This window comes from Pseudomonas sp. URMO17WK12:I6 (genome assembly GCF_003253625.1).
In the GTDB taxonomy this organism is placed as follows: Bacteria; Pseudomonadota; Gammaproteobacteria; order Pseudomonadales; family Pseudomonadaceae; genus Aquipseudomonas.
The window spans coordinates 1-20074 of the sequence record NZ_QKYZ01000010.1 but is presented as its reverse complement, the minus strand read 5'-3'; the positions used below and the strand labels follow the sequence as shown (position 1 = coordinate 20074).

General features: G+C 60.1%; 15 protein-coding genes and 1 rRNA gene. 4 read left to right on the top strand and 12 right to left on the bottom strand.

Going from position 1 to position 20074, the window contains the following annotated elements:
• Positions 1–104: 104 nt before the first annotated feature.
• Both F475_RS18565 and F475_RS18560 read right to left on the bottom strand, forming a co-directional pair.
• Complete coding sequence (locus F475_RS18565) at positions 105–1016, bottom strand: LysR family transcriptional regulator (protein ID WP_018929425.1); 912 nt, start codon at positions 1014–1016, stop codon at positions 105–107.
• A 55-nt stretch (positions 1017–1071) separates the two neighbouring features.
• On the bottom strand, positions 1072–1662 hold the full coding sequence (locus F475_RS18560) for an NAD(P)H-dependent oxidoreductase (protein ID WP_018929424.1): 591 nt from the start codon (positions 1660–1662) through the stop codon (positions 1072–1074).
• Positions 1663–1821: 159 nt separating this feature from the next.
• On the opposite strand from F475_RS18560, the gene F475_RS18555 reads away from it, so the two are divergent.
• Positions 1822–2136, top strand: a complete 315-nt coding sequence (locus tag F475_RS18555; protein ID WP_018929423.1) for a putative quinol monooxygenase — start codon at positions 1822–1824, stop codon at positions 2134–2136.
• Here F475_RS18555 and F475_RS18550 read toward each other — a convergent pair.
• Positions 2126–2890 (bottom strand): sulfite exporter TauE/SafE family protein, encoded by a 765-nt coding sequence (locus tag F475_RS18550; RefSeq protein ID WP_111454447.1) that lies wholly within the window; start codon positions 2888–2890, stop codon positions 2126–2128. The genes F475_RS18555 and F475_RS18550 overlap by 11 nt on opposite strands.
• 97 nt (positions 2891–2987) lie before the next feature.
• Here F475_RS18550 and F475_RS18545 point away from each other — a divergent pair, with 97 nt between their 5' ends.
• Positions 2988–3872, top strand: a complete 885-nt coding sequence (locus tag F475_RS18545; protein ID WP_111454446.1) for a LysR substrate-binding domain-containing protein — start codon at positions 2988–2990, stop codon at positions 3870–3872.
• A 155-nt stretch (positions 3873–4027) separates the two neighbouring features.
• The gene (locus F475_RS18540) at positions 4028–4372 is read left to right on the top strand and encodes a cupin domain-containing protein (protein ID WP_007900627.1); all 345 of its coding nucleotides are present in this window, start codon (positions 4028–4030) and stop codon (positions 4370–4372) included.
• Positions 4373–4466: 94 nt separating this feature from the next.
• Here F475_RS18540 and mmsB read toward each other — a convergent pair whose 3' ends face one another.
• Together mmsB and F475_RS18530 are read right to left on the bottom strand one after the other, a co-directional pair.
• The gene (gene mmsB, locus F475_RS18535; protein WP_111454445.1) at positions 4467–5354 is read right to left on the bottom strand and encodes a 3-hydroxyisobutyrate dehydrogenase; all 888 of its coding nucleotides are present in this window, start codon (positions 5352–5354) and stop codon (positions 4467–4469) included.
• 10 nt (positions 5355–5364) lie between these two features.
• Positions 5365–6882, bottom strand: coding sequence for a CoA-acylating methylmalonate-semialdehyde dehydrogenase (locus F475_RS18530; protein WP_086946401.1), 1518 nt, complete (start codon positions 6880–6882; stop codon positions 5365–5367).
• 163 nt (positions 6883–7045) lie between these two features.
• On the opposite strand from F475_RS18530, the gene F475_RS18525 reads away from it, so the two are divergent.
• The gene (locus F475_RS18525; protein ID WP_018929418.1) at positions 7046–7993 is read left to right on the top strand and encodes a LysR family transcriptional regulator; all 948 of its coding nucleotides are present in this window, start codon (positions 7046–7048) and stop codon (positions 7991–7993) included.
• On the opposite strand, the gene F475_RS18520 is transcribed toward F475_RS18525, so the two are convergent.
• The 7 genes from F475_RS18520 to rrf form a co-directional block, all read right to left on the bottom strand.
• On the bottom strand, positions 7990–8442 hold the full coding sequence (locus F475_RS18520) for an OmpA family protein (RefSeq protein ID WP_018929417.1): 453 nt from the start codon (positions 8440–8442) through the stop codon (positions 7990–7992). The genes F475_RS18525 and F475_RS18520 overlap by 4 nt on opposite strands.
• Before the next feature lie 56 nt (positions 8443–8498).
• The gene (locus tag F475_RS18515) at positions 8499–9767 is read right to left on the bottom strand and encodes a diguanylate cyclase domain-containing protein (RefSeq protein WP_111454444.1); all 1269 of its coding nucleotides are present in this window, start codon (positions 9765–9767) and stop codon (positions 8499–8501) included.
• Positions 9764–10339, bottom strand: a complete 576-nt coding sequence (locus tag F475_RS18510; RefSeq protein WP_018929415.1) for a YfiR family protein — start codon at positions 10337–10339, stop codon at positions 9764–9766. Before F475_RS18510 ends, F475_RS18515 begins: the two co-directional genes overlap by 4 nt.
• 117 nt (positions 10340–10456) lie before the next feature.
• A complete protein-coding gene (gene recD / locus F475_RS18505; RefSeq protein WP_111454443.1) occupies positions 10457–12565 on the bottom strand; it encodes an exodeoxyribonuclease V subunit alpha in 2109 nt (702 codons plus the stop codon).
• Positions 12562–16251, bottom strand: coding sequence for an exodeoxyribonuclease V subunit beta (gene recB, locus F475_RS18500; protein ID WP_111454442.1), 3690 nt, complete (start codon positions 16249–16251; stop codon positions 12562–12564). The genes recD and recB overlap by 4 nt, the downstream gene beginning before the upstream one ends.
• Complete coding sequence (recC, locus tag F475_RS18495) at positions 16248–19700, bottom strand: exodeoxyribonuclease V subunit gamma (RefSeq protein WP_111454441.1); 3453 nt, start codon at positions 19698–19700, stop codon at positions 16248–16250. Before recC ends, recB begins: the two co-directional genes overlap by 4 nt.
• 156 nt (positions 19701–19856) lie before the next feature.
• A 5S ribosomal RNA gene (gene rrf, locus F475_RS18490) occupies positions 19857–19972 on the bottom strand.
• Positions 19973–20074 lie beyond the last annotated feature (102 nt).

Below are 20074 nucleotides of genomic sequence, written 5' to 3'. Positions count from 1 at the left end.
AAAATACAGGCGGGAAAAGAGGGACGCGGATGTTACGGAATTGACGGCGGGCGGGCCAGTGAATGGGTGGCCTGCTCGCAATGAACGATCACGCGGCCTGCGAATCAGCCCCTGAAATCGGCAATCGCATAAGCCGCCAACTTGCCCTGGATAAAGTCCAGAAAGCACTGGATCCGTAGGGCCAATTGCGAGTTGCGGTAGTACACCGCGTTGATGGGTTGGCGATATCCGCTGTTGAACTCCGCCAGCAACACCTGCAAGCGACCGGCGCGGATGTCGTCGATGGTCATGAAGTGCGACAGGCAGGCAATGCCTTGACCGGCCAGCGCCAGGTGCCTGATCGTCTCGCCACTCGACGCGCTGATCGACGCCTGAATCGGCCAGCGATCACCGTGGACATAGCGCAGTGGCCATTGGTTGAGACCTTCGTTATGGGTAAAGCCCAGCAGCGTGTGCTCGCTCAAATCCTCGACAGCGCTCGGTACGCCGTGTTGTTCCAGATACGCTGTGCTTGCGACGATGTGCAGCGGGCTGCAACCCAGGGAGCGGGCGTGCAGGGTCGAGTCGGCCAGCGTGCCGATGCGGATGGCGATGTCGGTGCTTTGTTCGAGCAGGTCGATGATCAAGTCGTTGCTGTTGAGTTCGAGCTGGATGTCCGGGTAGAGACGGCGGAACTCATCGATGTACGGCACGATGGCGTGCAGCATGAACGGCGACGCGGCGTTGATCCGCAGTCGCCCGGACGGGGTTTGCTGGCGAGAGGACAGACGCTCTTCGAGCTCGTCCATCTGATCGAGAATCAGCTTGGCGTGCTCGAAGAAATATTTGCCCTCTTCGGTCAGGTCCATGCGCCGCGTGGTGCGATTGATCAGCGTGGTATCGAGCTTGGCCTCCAGCCGCGACAGCGTGCGGCTGACCGCCGACGGCGTTTGCCCGACTTGCTCAGCCGCAGCCGAAATCGACCCGCACTCAATCACGCAGACGAAAATCTGCAACTCATCGGATCTGGCTTTCACGTGTGTCCCTTATCGATAGTCCTGCACTGCTTCAGATATCGATAGTAGCCGAGCGTCATGCCTTAAGGCCAAACACCTCGGTCAAGTGCTGCTCATAACGCGCCACATCCGCTTCGATATTCGGGCGCTTCATCACATCGACGCACAAAAAGGTCGGCAGACCGGTCATGCCGAGGAAGGTATTGGCCTTGTGGAACGGCAGGTACACCGCGTCCACGCCCTTGGCTTCGAAGAAGTCGGTCGAGTCGTCGAAGGCTTGCTGCGGGGCGTTCCAGGTCACCGACAGCATGTACTTTTTACCGTGCAACAAGCCGCCGCTGCCGTACTTCTGCGACGCGTCGGAGCGCGTGCGGCCGTCGCTGGCGTAGAGGCTGCCGTGGCCCGCTGTGAAGACTTCATCGACGTACTTCTTGACCGTCCAGGGCGCGCCCATCCACCAGCCGGGCATCTGATAAATGATCACATCGGCCCAGAGGAACTTGGCGACTTCCTCGGCGACGTCGTAGCCCTCGTCGATGAACGTGGTTTTCACATCCACACCACCGCGATCCAGCACGCTCAACGCTGCTTCATGCAGCGTCGTGTTGTAGCGACCATCGGAGTGGGCAAATTTTTTGCCGCCATTGAGCAACAGGACTTTTTTCATGAGAAATCTCGCAAGGTTGGAATCGATGGCGGCAGCCTAACGATCAGCCTCGCGCGGAATAAGCGCTCCATCCGCAAAATTCATTTGACCTATACGCACGAATCAACAAGCGATTGTTGCCATAAACTTGCGCCGATTCTGACTGTTTAGGAGATTCTGATGAGCGAACTGCAAGGCTTCATCCTGCACGCCAAGACCCGCCCGGAAAAAGCCGAGGCCTTCGAAGCGTTCTTCCGTGCCTATGTCGAACCGAGTCGCGCCGAACCCGGTTGCATCGAGTACCACATGCTGCGCGACAAGCAGGACCCGACGCTGTTTATCTTCTACGAGATCTGGCAATCCCAGGCCCATCTGGACGTGCACTCGAACCTGCCCCATATGAAGCAGTTCCTCGACATGCGCATGGAATATCTGGAGCAGGATTTCGATATCCGCCCGATCGAGATGCTCAGCACATCGTCCGCTAGCCGCTGATCAGCAAGTGGCCGCCGAGCACGCCGAGGCCGATGAAGAACACGCGCTTGAACAACACGGCGCTGATCCGCTGGCGCAGCCATTGCCCCAGCAACATGCCGAGCACCGCCGGGATCAGCGCCAGCAGCGACGCGCTCAACTCGCCACCGCCGAGGGCGCCGCGCCATGACAGGCCGGCGGCCAACGCGAGAGTCGAGACAGTGAACGACAGGCCCAGCGCCTGCACCAGTTCATCCTTGTTCAAGCCCAGTGCTTGCAGATAAGGCACCGCCGGAATCACGAAGACACCGGTGGCCGAGGTGATGACGCCCGTCAGCACACCGCAGAGCGGACCGAGCCAACGCTCGGTGCGACCGCCGACGCGCAAGGTGGGCAGGAACAACCCGCTCAAGGCGTAGATCAACAGCGCCGCCCCCAGCCCCCGAACCACCCAATGTCCACCGGCCATGCCGATCCACACTGTGCCAGCACCAATGCCGATGAAAATCGCCAGCAGCATCGGCCATAACCGGTTGAGCAACCCGCGCAAATGACCGCCGAATGCCAGTTGCCAGACGTTGGTCAGCGTCGCGGGAATGATCAACAACGCCGCAGCCTGCGACGGTGCCATAGCCAGGCCGAGCAGGCCCATGGCAATGGTCGGCAGACCAAGGCCGATCACACCTTTGATCATCCCGGCCAGCAGGAAGGTGGCGACAACCAATAAAGACAGGGCCAAGCCCAGATGTTGATAGAACGCGGCAAGTGTATTCATGGGGCTATCGTGGGCCCTGAAGGGGGCCTTGAAAATCTGCCATATACTGAGGCTGCCTCTTGAATCGGTAGAGGCTAAAAACGATCCGGGACACTGTATGCACTTCGACCTCACCGACCTGCGCCTCTACCTGAACATCCTCGACACTGGCAACATCACCGCCGGTGCCGCCAGCAGCCATTTGTCGCTGGCGGCGGCGAGTGCACGAGTCCGCGCGATGGAAGCCTCACTGGGCATCGAGTTTCTTGAGCGAGGTCGCCGCGGTGTCAGCCCCACTCCGGCCGGCAAGGCACTGGCGCAGCACGCCCGAGTCCTGCTGCAACAGGCCGAGCGCATGCAGCAGGACCTGGTCGAATACGCCAAAGGAGTCAAAGGCCAGGTGCGGTTGCTGTGCAATACCACTGCGATCACCGAGTACCTGCCGGAGTTGCTGGCGGACTTTCTGCGCGACCATCCGAACCTCGACATCGACCTGCAGGAGCTGCCCAGCACACGCATCACCCACGCCTTGCGCCAGGGCGCAGCAGACCTGGGGATCGTGTCCGACGCCGTGGATACCGACGGCCTGCAAACCCGCTATTTCCGCGACGATCCGCTGGTGCTGATCCTGCCGCGTGATCACCCCTTGGCCGACACCGGACCGCTAAATTTCAGCGCCACTTTGCACCACGACTACGTCGGCCTGAACGCCAACAGCGCCTTGGCCATTTACCTGGAAGAACAGGCCCTGCACAGCGGCTTGCGGATGCAGGTCCGCATCCGCGCCGATGGTTTCGAGGGCGTGATGCGCATGGTCGCCCGGGGAGCCGGGCTGGCGATCGTGCCCTTGGCGGCGGTCGAACGCTGGCCGGCTGAAACGCCGTTCAAAAGCGTCGTACTGGAAGAGCCGTGGGCTCGCCGCAAACTGTTGCTGTGCGCCCGGGACTTCACCGTGTTGCCCCGTTATGCCCAGGCCTTGCTGAGCGTCTTGACTCTGCCCTGAGGGGCAGGTTTTTGCCCGCCGGAAAATCTTTGAGCGTTTGCGCGCTTCTGGACAGCTCGATGTCGAATACAGACAACTGAGCGGAGCATAGGCGCTATAGGGTGCGACTTCAGTTCTTCAGTACCACTTTCTATATTCCAAGGCCCGGAGTCCACATGACCGCACCGATTACCGTTCTTCGCGACACTCACCCGTTGCCCGTACTCGACGCCTGCAAATGGGAAAAGCTCGAAGGCGATCCGCACACCGTCAACCTCAACGCGTACACCAGCGAAGATGGCAGCAAGATCATGGGCACCTGGATCTGCACGCCGGGCAAGTGGTATGTGGAATATGTGAAGTGGGAATACTGCCACTTCCAGGAAGGCTACTGCATCATCACCCCGGAAGGCATGGCGCCGATCCACCTGCGCGCCGGTGACATCTTCGTCATCGAACCGGGGATGAAAGGCACGTGGGAAGTGGTTGAAACCGTGCGCAAGTATTTCGTGTTTGCCTGACGCAAAAAACCGAGAGACCACCCGACGTGGTCTCTCGGTAAAAAGGCATGCATGAATCCTGTGGCGAGGGAGCTTGCTCCCTCGCCACAAACGCTTATTGGGGTTTGCGATAGCTGTTGATGATCGCCGAGAAGTCCTTGCCCCCTTCCCCACGCAGGCTCATCGCCTGATACAACTGCTGGGCCACCGCGCCGAGCACGACCGGTTGGTGCGCCTGACGCGCCGCCTCAGTAGCCAGCCCCAGATCCTTGAGCATCAGTTCAGCACCGAAACCGCCGGTATAACCGCGCGAGGCCGGCGCTGTTTCGACGATGCCCGGCCACGGGTTGTACATCTCCGAACTCCAGCAACGCCCGGTTGAACTGTTGATGACGCCCGCCAGCACGTTTGTGTCGATACCCAGGGCGCTGCCCAGCGCCATGGCTTCGCTGACACCAACCATGGAAATCCCCAGCAGCAGGTTGTTGCAGATCTTGGCGATTTGCCCGGTGCCGACTTCACCGCAGTGGACGATGTTGCGGCCCATCTGCGCCAGCACCGGTTGCAGAGTGGCGAACAGTTCAGGCGTGGCGCCGACCATGAAGGTCAGCGTCCCGGCCGCTGCACCGCCAGTGCCACCGGAAACCGGGGCATCGGCCATGGCCACGTCCTGCTTTGCGGCCGCCGCGGCAACATCTCGCGCCGTCTGCGGATCGATGGTGCTGCAATCCACCGCTGGCACGCCTTTGGCGATTCCCGCCAGCACACCGTCTTCACCCAGCCAGACACTGCGCACATGGGCCGCTGCCGGCAACATGGTGATCACCAGTTGCGCGTCTTTCGACGCTTCCTTCGGTGAAGTGCTGATGGTGCCGCCGAGTTGAGCCAGTTCGGCCAGCACGGTTTGATTGAGGTCAAACAGGTTCAGCGAATGGCCAGCCTTGATCAGGTTGCGCGCCATCGGCGCGCCCATGTTGCCGAGACCGATAAAAGCGATTTTCATGTCCGGCTCCTTAGCGCAAATGGATGGTGGTGTTCACACCGTGGTTGATGCTGTCGTCATCGAACCAACGTGCAGTGACGGTCTTGGTTTGAGTGTAGAACTGCACCACTTGCTTGCCATACGGACCGAGGTCGCCGAGCTTCGAACCACGGGAACCGGTGAAGCTGAAGAACGGTACCGGCACCGGGATCGGGATGTTGATGCCGACCTGGCCAACGTCGATTTCCGACTGGAATTTACGCGCCGCCGCACCGCTCTGGGTGAACAGGCCCGTGCCGTTGCCGAACGGGTTGGCGTTGACCAGGGCGATGGCCTCATCGAGGGTGTCGACTTCCAGCACTACCAGCACCGGGCCGAAAATTTCCTGGGTGTAGATCTGCATCTCAGGGGTTACGCCAGAGAACAGGGTCGGGCCGACAAAGTTGCCCTGCTCGTAGCCCGGAACAGTGATGTCGCGACCGTCCAGCTCCAGCTTGGCGCCTTCCTTGATCCCGCTTTCGATCAGCTCGAGAATCCGTGCCTTGGCCCGCTTGGAAATCACCGGGCCAACATCAGTGCCTGGCTCGCTGCCGGCATTGACCTTGAGTTTCTGCGCCAGCGCCTTGAGATCCGGCAGCCATTGTTTGGCCGCGCCCACCAGCACCACCACCGAGGTGGCCATGCAGCGTTGCCCGGCCGCACCGAAACCGGCGCCGACCAGTGCATTGAGCGCTTGCTCGCGGTTGGCATCGGGCAGCACAACGGCGTGGTTCTTGGCCCCCATCATCGATTGCACGCGCTTGCCGTGTTTACCGGCCAGCTCGTAGACATGCGTGCCGACCGCGGTCGAACCGACGAACGAAACAGCCTTGATGTCCTTGTGGGTGCAAAGCGCATCGACCACATCCTTGCCACCATGAACGACGTTGAGCACACCCGGCGGAATGCCGGCTTCAATCGCCAGCTCCACCAACAGCATGGTCGACATCGGATCCTGCTCGGAAGGCTTGAGCACGAAGGTGTTGCCGCAGGCGATGGCCATCGGGAACATCCACAGCGGAATCATCGCCGGGAAGTTGAACGGGGTAATGCCGGCGCAGACGCCGATCGGCTGACGCAGGGTGTAGGTGTCGACACCGCCTGCGACGTTCTCGGCGAACTCGCCCATTTGCAGGCTGCCAATGGAGCAGGCGTGCTCGACCACTTCCAGGCCACGGAAGATATCGCCCTCAGCGTCGGCGATGGTTTTACCCTGCTCATTGCTGAGCACTACGGCAATACGCTTGGAGTGCTCGCGAATCAGCGCCTGAAGCTTGAGCATGATGCGCATCCGCGCGCCGACTGGCGTCAGCTTCCAGGTCTGAAAGGCGCGATGAGCGGCACTGATGGCGGCATCGACTTCAGCAGCGGTCGCAAAGGGGACTTTGGCCAGCACTTGCTGGGTCGCCGGATTGACGATGTCGTGCCATTCGGTGGTCTGGGATTCGACCCACTCGCCATCGATCAATAACTTGATCTTTTGTACGGTGGTTTCTAGCGATGCGTTCATGTCGGGTCTCCGGGACGTTGTTCTTATTTAGAGAGCTATCTTGGGAGCCAAGGCGAGAAAGTCGCCTTGAGATGAGGCGTGTGTCGCGATTTGGTTGTCGGACTGTTTTTGGAGTATAGATGTGCAAACTTCTAATAAGAACGCACATAAAAGCCGGTCCATCATGCAAAAAAACATCACGTCTTTAGGCTCGTTGAACTGGGATGACCTCAAGTTTTTCCTTGAAGTTGCCCGTACTCGCAAGGCCAGCACTGCGGCCAAGCGCCTGGCGGTGGACTACACCACTGTGTCGCGACGCATCAGTTCGCTGGAGGCCTCGTTGGGTACGCTGTTGTTCGAGAAGTCCCGCACCAGCGGCTTCGTCCTGACCGCTGAAGGCCAGCGCCTGCTGGGTTACGCCGAATCGATCGAAAGCACTCTGCACATGGCTTGCGAGCAGGTCTCGGGCTCAGGCGTCGCGTTGTCCGGGCATGTGCGCATGGGCTGTACCGAAGGGTTCGGCAGCTTTTTCATCACCCCGCAGCTGAGCCATTTCGTCGACGCCTACCCGGCGATCTCGGTGGACATCCTGCCGCTGCCGCACTTCATCAGCCTGTCCAAGCGCGAGGCAGACATCGTCATTGCGCTGGAGCGGCCGGAACACGGCCCTTATGTCTGCTGCAAACTCTGTGACTATCGATTGCAGCTGTACGCGACCCAGGATTATCTGGACAAGCACTCACCGATCCGCCGCCCGGCAGATTTGAGCAAGCATCAATTCATCAGTTATGTGGACGATCTGGCGTTCAGCTCGGAGCTGCTGTACCTGGCGAATGTGCTGCCCGGTGCCAGTGCCAATCTGCGCAGCACCAGTGTGATCGCGCAGTTCGTGGCGGCGCAGCAAGGACGGTCACTGGCGATTCTGCCGTGCTTTTTAGCGGCTCAGGATCCGCGATTGCTGCCGGTGTTACCACAAGAGATCACCATCACCCGGCAGTTCTGGATGTACTGCCGGGAGGACCTGCGCAAGCTCAAGCGGATTACCTTGTTGTGGGATTACATCCGTACCGTCACCGAGCAGAATCAGGCGCTGTTGATGGGGGAAAGTCGGGAGATGGTGTTCGCCGATTAATCGGCACTCACCACGATCGACACCCGGCGGTTCTCGGTGCGCCCGGCCGCGGTGGCGTTGGAGGCGACGGGCTTGCTGCTGCCCAGGCCGCGTAGCTGGATGTTTTGTTCTTTCATGCCGACAGCGGCCAATACCGCTTCAACGCTTTTCGCGCGACGCAGGGAAAGTTGTTCGTTATAGGATTCCTCGCCCGAGGCATCGGTATGGCCGTCAATCCTCACCCGCTCGATTCCCACGCCCAACAACGCCTTGCCAATGCGTTCGACGATCTGGGTACTGGCAGGGTTGAGGTGTTCGACATCGCTACCGAACAGCACTTTGCCGGACAGGCCGAAGGCCCAGCCCTCATCCGTCATCTCGAAACCTTGTTGCTTGAGTACAGCGATCTGCGCTGGGGTCAGTCCTTTCTGCGGTGTCGTCTGGCAACCGGTCAATGCCAGCAAGGTCATGAATAAGCTAATCGTAAAAAATCGCAGAGAACGCTGAGTGAATGTGAACACAAAAATTAGCTCCTGGTTTGAAGATGGACGACAGAGTGCTCCGACCCTGCCGTGTGGTGAGCGCCTCGGGAAAGGCGTTTGGCCTGATACATCGCGGTATCTGCAGCATCGAGCAGCGCACCGGGCGTAAGCCCATGATCCGGGTACACGGCGATGCCGATGCTGAGTGAAGTCAACACCTGGGTACCGCCCGGCAACAGGATTGGCGCGTCCATACTGGCAATGATTTTGTCGGCAATCCGTTCGGCGTCTTCTATCTTGTGCAGCGGCGTCAACAGCACGGCAAACTCATCGCCGCCCAGACGCGCAACCAGATCCTCTTCACGCAACTGCGCACGAACCCGGGTTGCCACGGCGATCAGCACCGCATCACCGGCAGCGTGACCGAAGTTGTCGTTGATCTCCTTGAACCGGTCGCTGTCGAGAAACAGTACGGCCACTCCCTCTTCCAGCTTGCCCGCATTGCGCAAGGCGCGCATCAGGCGGCCTTCGAAAAACGCCCGATTCGGCAACCCGGTAAGGCTGTCATGGCTGGCCTGGTGGGCCAGGGTTTCGTTTTCGCTTTGCAGATGGGTCTGCCAGGACTCGAGCTCGTCGAGCAAAGCATTGAAGTCGTTGCCCAGGTTGTCGAGTTCGGCAATGTCGGCAGGCGGTACGCGTCGGTCGAAAGCACGCTCGCTACGGGCGGCGTGAGCCACGGCAGCCAGGCTGCGCAACGGGCCAGTGATTCCTCGCAATTGCCGACGCGCCAGATAAAGCGCTACCCAGGCACTGACAGCGGTACACAAGACGATTCCCACCAGACCGCTGAGCAAAAAGCGCATCAGGCTGCCGCCGTGACCGATGAGCAAGATGCTGCCGATTTCCCGACCTTGATGAGTGATCGGCATGCTGATGGGTTTTTCCAGAATCGTTCGGGCGATCTGCATTTCAAGATCGGAGAGCCACCCCGTTTCCGGTCGTTGCCAACGTGCGAGCAACTCGCCTTGCTCGTCCATCACTTGTGCATCAGCCACTTCTTCAGTGGACGCGATCAATGCCAGCGCTTCGGTGGCGGCGGCCTTGTCGTTGAACACCACCGCGGCTTCCACGGTGTAGTTGATCGAACGGGCAATCAGATTCAGGTTGTGATCGGCATAGACCCGCAAAGCCAGAACACCCAGCAGGGTCAATGAAACACTGGCCATGGCCACGCCCACCAGGGCGACGATCAAATGCCCACGGCCGATAACCGATCCCAGGGTCGGACGTATGCGAGGTTTGAATAGATTCATGGCGCCGCCGGCTTGCGGCGCGACAGTTGCAGCACACTGGGATGAATGCGTACACCGCTGCGGGCGACCGAGTCGAGGTTGACCTCGAAGGACACCTGCTCATCACCGACCCGCAGACAGAACAGACTGCCGACAGTGCATTGATCGCCGCCTTCGCTGATGCTCACCACCGGGCGTCCCGTCAACGAGGCGAATAGCCGACTGCGTTCATCGCCGGTCAGCTTGCCGATGTACACCGCATCGCATTCACTGGCGATGACCGGATTATCAGCCAGCAACCGTCGTACAGTAACCGGTCGACCCGTGGCTTGTGTGGTGCCTTTGACCAGGTCGTCGGTGTATTCAGTGGGGCCGACCACGCACAGGCGCAGTTGTTGGGGCTCAACAGGCCATCGGGCATAACTGAGGATCCCGAGTACGACCTGAGTGACCGACCTGGCACGTTGGTCGGCTTTGCTCACGATAGTTTCCGACTCAGCACAGGCAACGCCCGTCAACAAACAGAGGAGGCCGGCAAGCAGCACTTGTTTGCAGCCAACGACGCGCCCTGTCGCCCAGACAGCCAACTTCATGCAGGAATTCTCTACGATCGCAACAAAATGATGCCGCAACGATAGCACAGCACTGAAACACCAGCGAGGCGACGCGCCACGGCACATCGGACAGATTCCGGCGTCTGCCACCGCCCCTCAATGGCTCGGCCAGGCACCCTCTTCCAGCTCCAGCATTAACCCGCTCAAGCGCTTGACCTTGCGCCGCACGGCCTCTTCGAATACGCCGGCTCGAGGCTCAATCAGGGTGAACCAGTCTTTGGCCCGGGTTATCCCGGTATAGATCAGTTCCTTGGTAAGCACAGGATTCAAAGCATCCGGCAGAATCAACGCCGTATGCGCAAATTCCGAGCCTTGGGATTTGTGCACGGTCATGGCATACACCGTGTCGACATCGTTGAGTCGGCTTGGCAGGACAAAGCGCACACCGCCCTGCCCGTCATTACGCGGGAAGGCCACACGCAGCACGTGCCGCCCGGCCTCCGGGCCTTCACGCTCCGGCAGCTTGAGGGCAATGCCAATGTCACCGTTCATCAAACCCAGGCCATAGTCGTTGCGGGTCATCAGCACGGGCCGACCTTCGTACCACTGATGGTCGCTGTCGATCAGCCGTGCCTTGAGCAGCGCGTCGGTCACGCGCTGATTCAAACCTTCCACGCCCCAAGGCCCTTTGCGTACGGCACACAACAGCTGGAAAGCGTCGAAGGCCTGCAGCACCACGCGAGCCCAATCAGCCCAGCATGGATCGTCGAGCGGGCGGTCGAGCGATGGTCGCTGGCTGCACAAAAGACTCAGGTAATGCCGATAACCTTGCGGCCCCCCGCCATGGCCCTCGAGCAACAAGCGCTCCAGCGCCCGGTCCTGCTCACCCTTGAGGGGCAGGGAAAATACGTCGTCATGACCTGCAGCGGCCAATAACTTGCGCGCGTCCTCGGGATGCTGTTGGTTGACCCAACGGGCCAACTGACCAATGCCGCTACCCTCGCCGAAGCGCCGTGAGTGGCGCAGCATCACGACTTGCTGGGCCAGTGGATGCGCGCCTTGGGTGTCTTCCCGCAAACCGCTGGCATCGAGGCGCTCACCGCTGACCGCCTCCAGCCACTGGCGGGTCTGCGGGCTGTACCAACCGGCTTCGGCATCACGACACAGATCGCCCAGTACGGCACCGGCCTCTACCGACGCCAGTTGGTCCTTGTCACCGAGCAGCACCAGACGGGCATGGGGCGGCAACGCATCGAGCAGGTTGGCCATCATTTCCAGGTCGATCATCGAGGCTTCGTCCACCACCAATACATCCAGCGGCAAGCGATTACCCGCGTGGTGACGGAAATGCCGGGTACCGGGACGACTGCCGAGCAAACGGTGCACGGTGGTCACATCCGACGGGATCTTCTCGCGCACCGTTTCAGGCACTTTCAGGGTTTGAACCTGCTGGCTGATGGACTCGGTCAATCGTGCGGCAGCTTTGCCGGTGGGTGCCGCGAGACGAATACGCAACGGTTTACCGGCCTCCACTGCGGGTGCCTGGAGCAATGCAAGCAAGCGCACAACCGTGGTGGTCTTGCCGGTTCCCGGGCCGCCGGTGACGATGCTGAATGCACTTCGGGTAGCCAGGGCACACGCGAGCTTCTGCCAGTCGATCACGTCATCAAGCCTGGCTGGACCGAACAGCCCGGTCAGGCGTTGAGGCAAATCATCCGGCGTTGCTTCGTGTGCCGCCAGACGCTGGCGCAGCGCGTGGTCGATGCGCCGTTCGTAAGCCCAGTAGCGGCGCAGGTACAGGCGCTTGCCCGACAGCACCAACGGCCGGTGTTGCGCAGCCTCACGCCCATCGACGGCCAGAGCCACCAGACGACTGGACGCCAGGACCTTGCACCAATGGGCACCGTCCAGCGCCTCAAGCAATTGCGACGGCAGCAACATCGCCCCGCTTTGCACATCACCCTCCGGCGGCAGCGACAGGGCAAAATCCGGCTCTTTCAGTGTTTCGAACAGATCCAGGCAGACATGACCGTGACCCAGTTGGTGACTGATCAACGCGGCGGCCAGCAGCACCAGCGGATCATCGTCGGGAGCGAGCTCGTGGAGAAACGCGACGAAGGCCTTGTCCAGCGCCCGCAGCCAGCCGCGTTCGACCCAGCGCGTGAGCAGCAGCAACAAGTCATCTGCGCGGCTCAACGGGGCCAGGTCCGCCAGACTTTCGGCCGCCAACGGCGTAGGCAGCAAATCGGCGAAAGTGCGACTCATAGCAATACTCCCTGTTCCCAGGCGGGTTCGGCCTTGGGCTCTGGCTTGCCTTGGAACAACCGGTCCAGGCGCTCGATCAGCTCCCGTGGCGGACGGGCAAAATACACACCCTGGCTGGCCGCTCGAGTACCGCGAAGAAACAGATACAACGCTCCACCGACATGCCGGTCGTAATCGTAATCGACCAGCCGAGCCTTAAGCTGGCGATGCAGGGCGAGCAGGTACAGTACGTATTGCAGGTCGTAACGGTTATCGAGAATCGACTGCTCCATGGCCTGCTCGGTATAGGCCGCGTCATCGACGCCCAGCCAGTTGGATTTGTAGTCAGCGACGTAGTAACGGCCTTCATGCTCGAACGTCAGGTCGATGAAGCCTTTGAACATGCCATTGAGCAGCACCGGTTCGGCGGCCACCCGGGCCACGCCGTGATGGGTGTATTGACGCACCAGCTCATCGAGCTTGAGTACATCGACTTTATGACTGGCGAACCAGAACTCCATCTCGACCCGGTATTGAGTCAGTTGCTCGAACACCACCGGCGCCTGCCCGCCACCGATGTGCAATGGGGATTTGAGCAAGTGCTGCAGCCAGCCGCTCAGCGTGGTGATCCAGCCTTCCCAGCCACGGCGGTTGCAGCGACGGGCGATCGCGTCTTCCACGGTTTGCGGTGCAGCGGCAAAACCTTCGTCACCGGCCCATTCGAGCAATCCATGAAGAAAAGTGCCGGGGTTCGGACCACGAGGGAATCGATGAATATCAGCACCGCCAGCGGCGACTTCTCGTGGCGCTTCAGGATCAAGGCGTTCGTCATCAAAGAGCTTTTGTGCTTGCGCGCTCTCCGGTGCTTCGTCACTGCCCACGCTCAGACTGTCACCAATGCGTAAGGCGCTGTAAGAAGCGATCCACCAGTTTTCACTGGCCTTGCGCCGGGGTATCAGCGGGGCCAACAACGTCGCTTCATTGCGTGGCGGATGGTAATGCTCGGCGGTCGCGTCAGGCATTTCAGCGTAGTTCAGCGCCGCACAGTCTTGCTGCAGGTCTTCCAGCCAACGACGCAGCCCTGCCGACTCAGCCAATGGCGCACCACCGCCCAGCAGATAACCCAATGCCGAAAGGTGCAGGACCGAGCCGTTGTTATTGCCGCGCTTGAGATCAGTCACACCCAGCCAGCACGCATGTTGTGCCCGGGTCAGGGCCACATAGAGCAAACGAAGGTCTTCAGCCAAACGTTCATCGTCGGCTTGGGCGATCAACTCGGCCGTCGGCTTCAAGCTCACCTGCGCCTTGCCCGCGGCATCGTGGTAATACAACGGCAGACGACTGCCATCCACCGGTTTTGCCGAGCAGATGAACGGCAGAAACACCAACGGATATTCAAGCCCTTTGGATTTGTGGATGGTCACGACCTTGACCAGTTGCTCGTCGCTTTCCAGGCGCAGGATCTGTTCTTCGCCAGCCTGACCGGACAATGCCAGATGCTCGGACAAATGACGGATCAGTGCTTGCTCGCCATCGAGTTCGGCGGCGGCCTGCTGCAGCAACTCGGACAAGTGCAGCAGGTTGGTCAATATCCGCTCACCATCGCTGCGCGCGATCAACGCCTGGGGCAGCTGAAAATCATGTAGCAATCGCCGCAACATGGGCAGCACGCCCTGTTTGCGCCAGAGCTCGCGATAACCGCGGAACTGCATGACCCGTGCTTCCCAGGCCAGTTCGTCCTGGTTCAGTCGCTCCAGTTCAGCCAGTGAAAGGTTCAGCGTGATGCAGGCCAGCGCGGCACGCAGGGGACGTTCGACATCCGGCTCGGCACAGGCCTTGAGCCACGTCAGCAGATCATGGGCCTCCTGCGCGGCGAATACCGAGTCCTTGTCTGACAGGTAAACACTGCGCACACCGCGAGCGGAAAGTTCGCCGCGCACGGCCTGGGCCTCTTTGCCGTCGCGCACCAGAATCGCGATATCCGCCGGCAGCAGGCCTCTGAGACCCTTACCATCCTGTATGAAGCCCGCACGCCCCTGCTGACCGCCATTGAGCAACGCAGTGATCTCACTGGCGCAGGCGGCGGCCAATTGTTGTCGATACACCACACCGGAAAGTGGCTGGTCAGAGGACAAATGCCAGATGTTCAGGGCAGGCACAACCTGCCCCTCAATGTGCAGGACTTCTTTGCGCCCTTGGGACTCCACGGGCAGAAACGGTACCGGGTTCTCGCCACTCTTCTCCCGGAACAGGAACGCGCCGCGCCCCTGCTCGCGAGATTCTGCGCGCTGGAACACATGGTTCACCGCGTTGACCATGCCATGACTGGAACGGAAATTTGTGCCCAGGGTATGCAGGCGGCCAGTGGTGGCTTGCCGGGCGCGCAGATAGGTATAGATATCGGCACCGCGAAAGGCATAGATCGCCTGCTTCGGGTCGCCGATCAGGAACAGGCCGGATTCAGGGTTGTTGTCTTCGATGCGATAAATGCTCTCGAAGATTCGGTACTGCACCGGGTCGGTGTCCTGAAACTCGTCGATCAGCGCAACCGGGAACTGCTCGCGGATCAAGGTCGCCAGACGCTCACCGCCATCGGACTGCAACGCCGCATCGAGACGCAGCAGCATGTCATCGAAACCCATTTCCGCGCGACGACGCTTTTCTTCCTCGAACCGAGCACCGACCCAGTGGGCGGCATGTTGCAGCACGGCGGCATCGGGGGTCGGCAAGCCATCGAGACTGGCCTTGAGGCCGGGCATCGCATCGAGACCGGGATGACGGGGAGCTTCACCTTTCCAGGCTTCAGCCATGCCATCGGGAGTCAGGCGAGTGAAGCCGGTGCCAATGTCCAGTTGCTCCAGAGATTCGTCTTCGGCCCAGGCCCGGAGCTTTTCGAACCAGGGTTCGAAGTAGCGCGCCTGCATCTTGCGACCATCGACGCTTTTGCTCGCGACGCCCTGATGACAGATGGCAAGCAGCTCATCGGCCCATTGGCGCCAGGGCATCTTGAGCTCGAGCAACGCGGCCCGTCGTTCCTCCAGGCACTCGGCGATCAACTCGGCAGGTTCTTTACCTTCAACGCTGTCACGCTCGCTGGCGAACAATCCACGCACTCGCGGCAACAACGCTGCCGGGCCACCCCAGTTGCCGCGAACCCAATTCAGCGCATCGCCTTGCATCGGATAGCAGAACAGTCGCCAGTAGTCGCGCAGGACTTCGCCAAGCAAATCACTGTGATCGGTTTCCAGGGTCTGGGTGAACAGGCTGCCACTGTCGAATGCATGTTCGCGCAGCATGCGCTGGCACCAACTGTGGATGGTCGATACCGCCGCTTCATCCATCCACTGGGCGGCGATGTCCAGGCGATTTGCACAGCCGGGCCACTGCTCAGGGAGGTATTGCTCGCGCAACTCCGCAATCAGGCCATCCGGTGCCGGTGTCTCATCGCGGAAAAAACGCGCAGCTTCAGCCAGTCGCGTACGAATACGTTCGCGCAGTTCTTTGGTCGCGGCATCGGTGAAGGTCACCACGAGGATTTGCGGCGGCAGCAATTCACGGCCAAAACCACTCGACTCGTCGCCATGACCAAGGACCAGACGCAAGTACAGCGCAGAAATGGTGAAGGTCTTGCCCGTCCCGGCACTGGCTTCGATCAGTTGGCTTCCACGCAGGGGGAATGCCAGGGCCAGCGGTGTTTTCGTGGTCATGAGCGCGCCTCCTCGCTGGTCAATGAACGCCAGGGAGCCTCAAGCAGCGGCCGATACAAAGCGTCGCACCAATCGGGGAAGGTCTCGTCGGCAATCAGGACATCGTAGTCGGCGTATTGCCGAGCGAGTGCCGGGCTTTCGCGGCGCTCACCATCAGTTGTCTGGCCATCGCCTTCATAGGCCTTGCGGGCAGCGGCGTCAGCCTTGACCGGATCGGTTTGAGCCAGCCAGGCGAAGGCTGTTTTTACGGCAATCGGCAACGGCTGGCGCATGCCCGTTTGCCAGGCCAGCAACAGATTACCCAAGGCATCAAGTGCTGCATCCTTCGCCAACGGAGCCAGTAACAGACTGTCGTCGCTGGCCACCAACGCGGTGGTCATCGACATCCCGCTGGCACAGGCAACCAGGTGATTGATCCATGGTCGTGTCAGACGATGCCATTTGCGGGTCTTGAGTGAGCCGATGCTATTGGGAATCGTGGTGACCGACAGCAAGCCACCGTCCGCGCGTTGATGCAGGCCACTGAGCCAGCCCTCCAGGCGCAGCCCATGCAGTTCCAGACTCACGGGCAACGCGCTGGTGAGCGGGGTCGGCCATAACGCCAGGAGCTGCTGATAGCGCTGCAACAGATCCGGCAGTGGCTCGATCAACTCTCGCTGCAAACATTCGCCAAAACCAGCCATGGGCAAGAGCCCGCTGTTCTGCAGACGTTTCGCCTGTGCTTCCAGTACCTGATCGATTTGGTCCAATTGCCCGAGCGCTGCTTCGAGCAAGCTGTCGCTGAGGCTATAGCGTTGCAGCGCGTCGAGTACAAATGGCTCTTCATCCGCCAAAGGCGCTTCGGCAGCCTCGAAGAACACTTTGAGTCGCTGACTGAAGAAATGCCGTACCGGATTGCGCAGAAAATCCTGCAACTGACCCAGGCTCAGCGGCTCGTCCTGAATATAGGGCTCAAGAACCTCGATGGCAGGCGTCAAACCGCTGGACTGATGAAGTACCTGCCACTCGCTGGCGTAGCTGAACAAATCATCGCCTTCATGGAAGTAGCGTGCACTGAAGGGTTGCAGCGGATGTTCCTGAGTCATGGACTCAAGCAGATCAGCCTTGTCATCGTGCAATCGCCAACCGCTGGCGAGATGATCACGTAGCTGTCCTATCAATACCGAAGCCGGGCGCTCACTGTTGTCCCGAATACTGCGGCCGACCCAGCTGATATAGAGTTGGTCCCGCGCCGACAACAAGGCTTCCAGCAACAGATAACGGTCATCTTCACGCCGGGAACGATCGCCGGGCCGGTAGTCGCTGCCCATCAGGTCGAAGTCCAGTGGCGGCTGCGCGCGAGGGTAATCGCCGTCATTCATGCCCAAAAGGCAGACCAGTTTGAACGGGATTGCTCGCATGGGCATCAAGGTACAGAAGTTGACGGCACCGGCGAGAAAGCGCTGAGACAAGCGACCTTGGTCGAGGCCAGCCAGCCAGGCTTCACGGACTACGGTCAGTGGTAACTCGTCCTGCAAGCCTACTGACTCGCAGGTCTCAAGCCAGGTCTCGCGCAACTCTTCGAGTTGAGCCAATAAATAGTCGTCATGTTCGTTACTGGCCTGGAAGAACAACTGCACCAGTGCTTGCAAGCGGATGCCCCAGAGTTTGGGCGACGCAGGTTGGGTGAGCTCCTGGTGGGCAATCTCCAGTGCATCCAGCAGTGCGACCAAAGGACCTATAAGCGCAGCATCCAGGCCACCGATCTCGTCGTAGGGTTCAATACCCTCGCAGGCACTGGCGCTGCCCACGGCATAACCAAGCAACATCCGTCGCAAGCCGAAACGCCAACTGTTTTGCTCCAGTTCTTCCGGCAGGCCCAGACCCGCACGCTGCTCGGCATTCATCCCCCAACGGATACCTGCGCCTTCGATCCAGCGGTGCAAGGTCGGCAGGTCACGTTCCTCTACGCCAAACCGAGCGCGTAATGCCGGAACGTCCAGCAGATCGAGAATTTCGCTGACGGGGAAACGACTGTCGGGCAGCTTGAGCAGATGCTCGACAGCGATCAGTAGCGGGTCCCTGCCGCGCTGGCCTTGATCCGCGAGCGTGAAGGGAATGAAGCGTGGATCGTGGCGATCAAGCTGACCAAAGACAGCGCGGATGTGGGGGGCGTAACTGTCGATGTCTGGAACCATCACGATCACGTCACGAGGCCTTAAGTCTGGATCAGCACTGAATCGTGCGAGCAGCTGATCGTGGAGAATCTCCACTTCGCGTTGAGCGCTATGGGCGATGTGAAAACGGATCGATTCGTCCTCTGTCAGATCGACTGCTGGCCAACTCTCGCGAGTTTCGTTCAGGGGGCGCAATTCCAGGATGTCGTCCTGCAACTGATTGAGCATGCTCTGAGGCTGGTTATCGCTGAAAAGGTCGATGCGCCCATCGCGAAATGCCGAGCGATAGCTGTTGGGATCGTCGTAACTGTCGAGCAGATTGATGTAGTCCCGCCCCTGCTTGCCCCACGCCGCCAATAGCGGGTGGGCATGCTGATGGAGCGTTTGCGGATCAAGCACAACCGGCATGCCGCGCTTGCGAGCCTGGCGCTTGTATTGATGCCGCAACAGGTCTTTATCGGCGACGATGTCCGCCCAATGGTGGCGACATGGGTTGTGTACGCACAGCAAGACCTGACTGAATCGAGCCAGCCCGGCAAGTGCTTCCAAGGCTTGAGCTGGCAGTGAAGAAATCCCGAAAACAATCACCCTGGAAGGCAATCCACTGGGCGCGCTGTCGAGACTATTGATACGCTCGATAAAGCGTTGGTGGACACCCGCGCGGCTTTGCGCCATGCCTTGTGCACCGACATCCAGCAACAGCGCACGCCACAGCTCTGCTTGCCAGCAGTTGGCCGGAGTCAGGGCTTTGGCTTCGCCTCTGCCATTTCGTAATTGGTGACGGCCTTCTGCCCAGTCTTCGAGCCAGTCCGCCCTGTACACCTGATATTGGTCGAATAGATCGGCCAGCCGCTCCGCCAATTGATAGCGTTTGCGTAAGTCGGTGTCATTCGTAAGGAAGCGCTGCAGGGGTTCGAAGTGCGGTTGGTTGATCAACTGTGGCAGCAGACGCATCAGGCGCCAGGTCAGCGGGGCTTTATCGAGCAGGGACTTGGCCGGGATTTCGTCACGTCCCAGCACCATGCGATAGAGCTGCCACATGAAGCTGCCTGGCAACTGCACATCGATGGCGGCAGCGATTCCGCAGCCGCCCATGTCGTCATCTTCTGGGTCTTCGGCCAGTGCCAGCTTCAGCCATTGGGCGATGCCGTTGCTCTGCACCAGGGCAATTTCATTTTCCAAGGGAGCCAGCGGGTAGCGCCGCATCCAACTGACCACCAGGCTGCGCAGCTCGTCCAGGCGGTTGCCGTGAACCACCATAAAACCAGCACTGAGGGACGTAGCGTCCGGCATAAAGGCTTCCTTGGGAAAATACAAAAGCTAGGGCCGAACCTTAGCACTGTCGGCAGACCGTGACAGCCGGGACCGTTCCGATGTTGCTGTACGAACTTTCCTGCGGACAAAACAAAACCCCTACCTGCATACGCAGATAGGGGTTTCGGAATTTAATCTTGACGATGACCTACTCTCACATGGGGAAACCCCACACTACCATCGGCGATGCATCGTTTCACTTCTGAGTTCGGGATGGGATCAGGTGGTTCCAATGCTCTATGGTCGTCAAGAAATTCGGGTACCGAACCGTCTTTCGACGCTTCAGCAAATTGGGTATGCGATAGTTTGTGCGGTTTTTGTGAATGCTTGCGAACTTTCGGTTCATTGCGTCT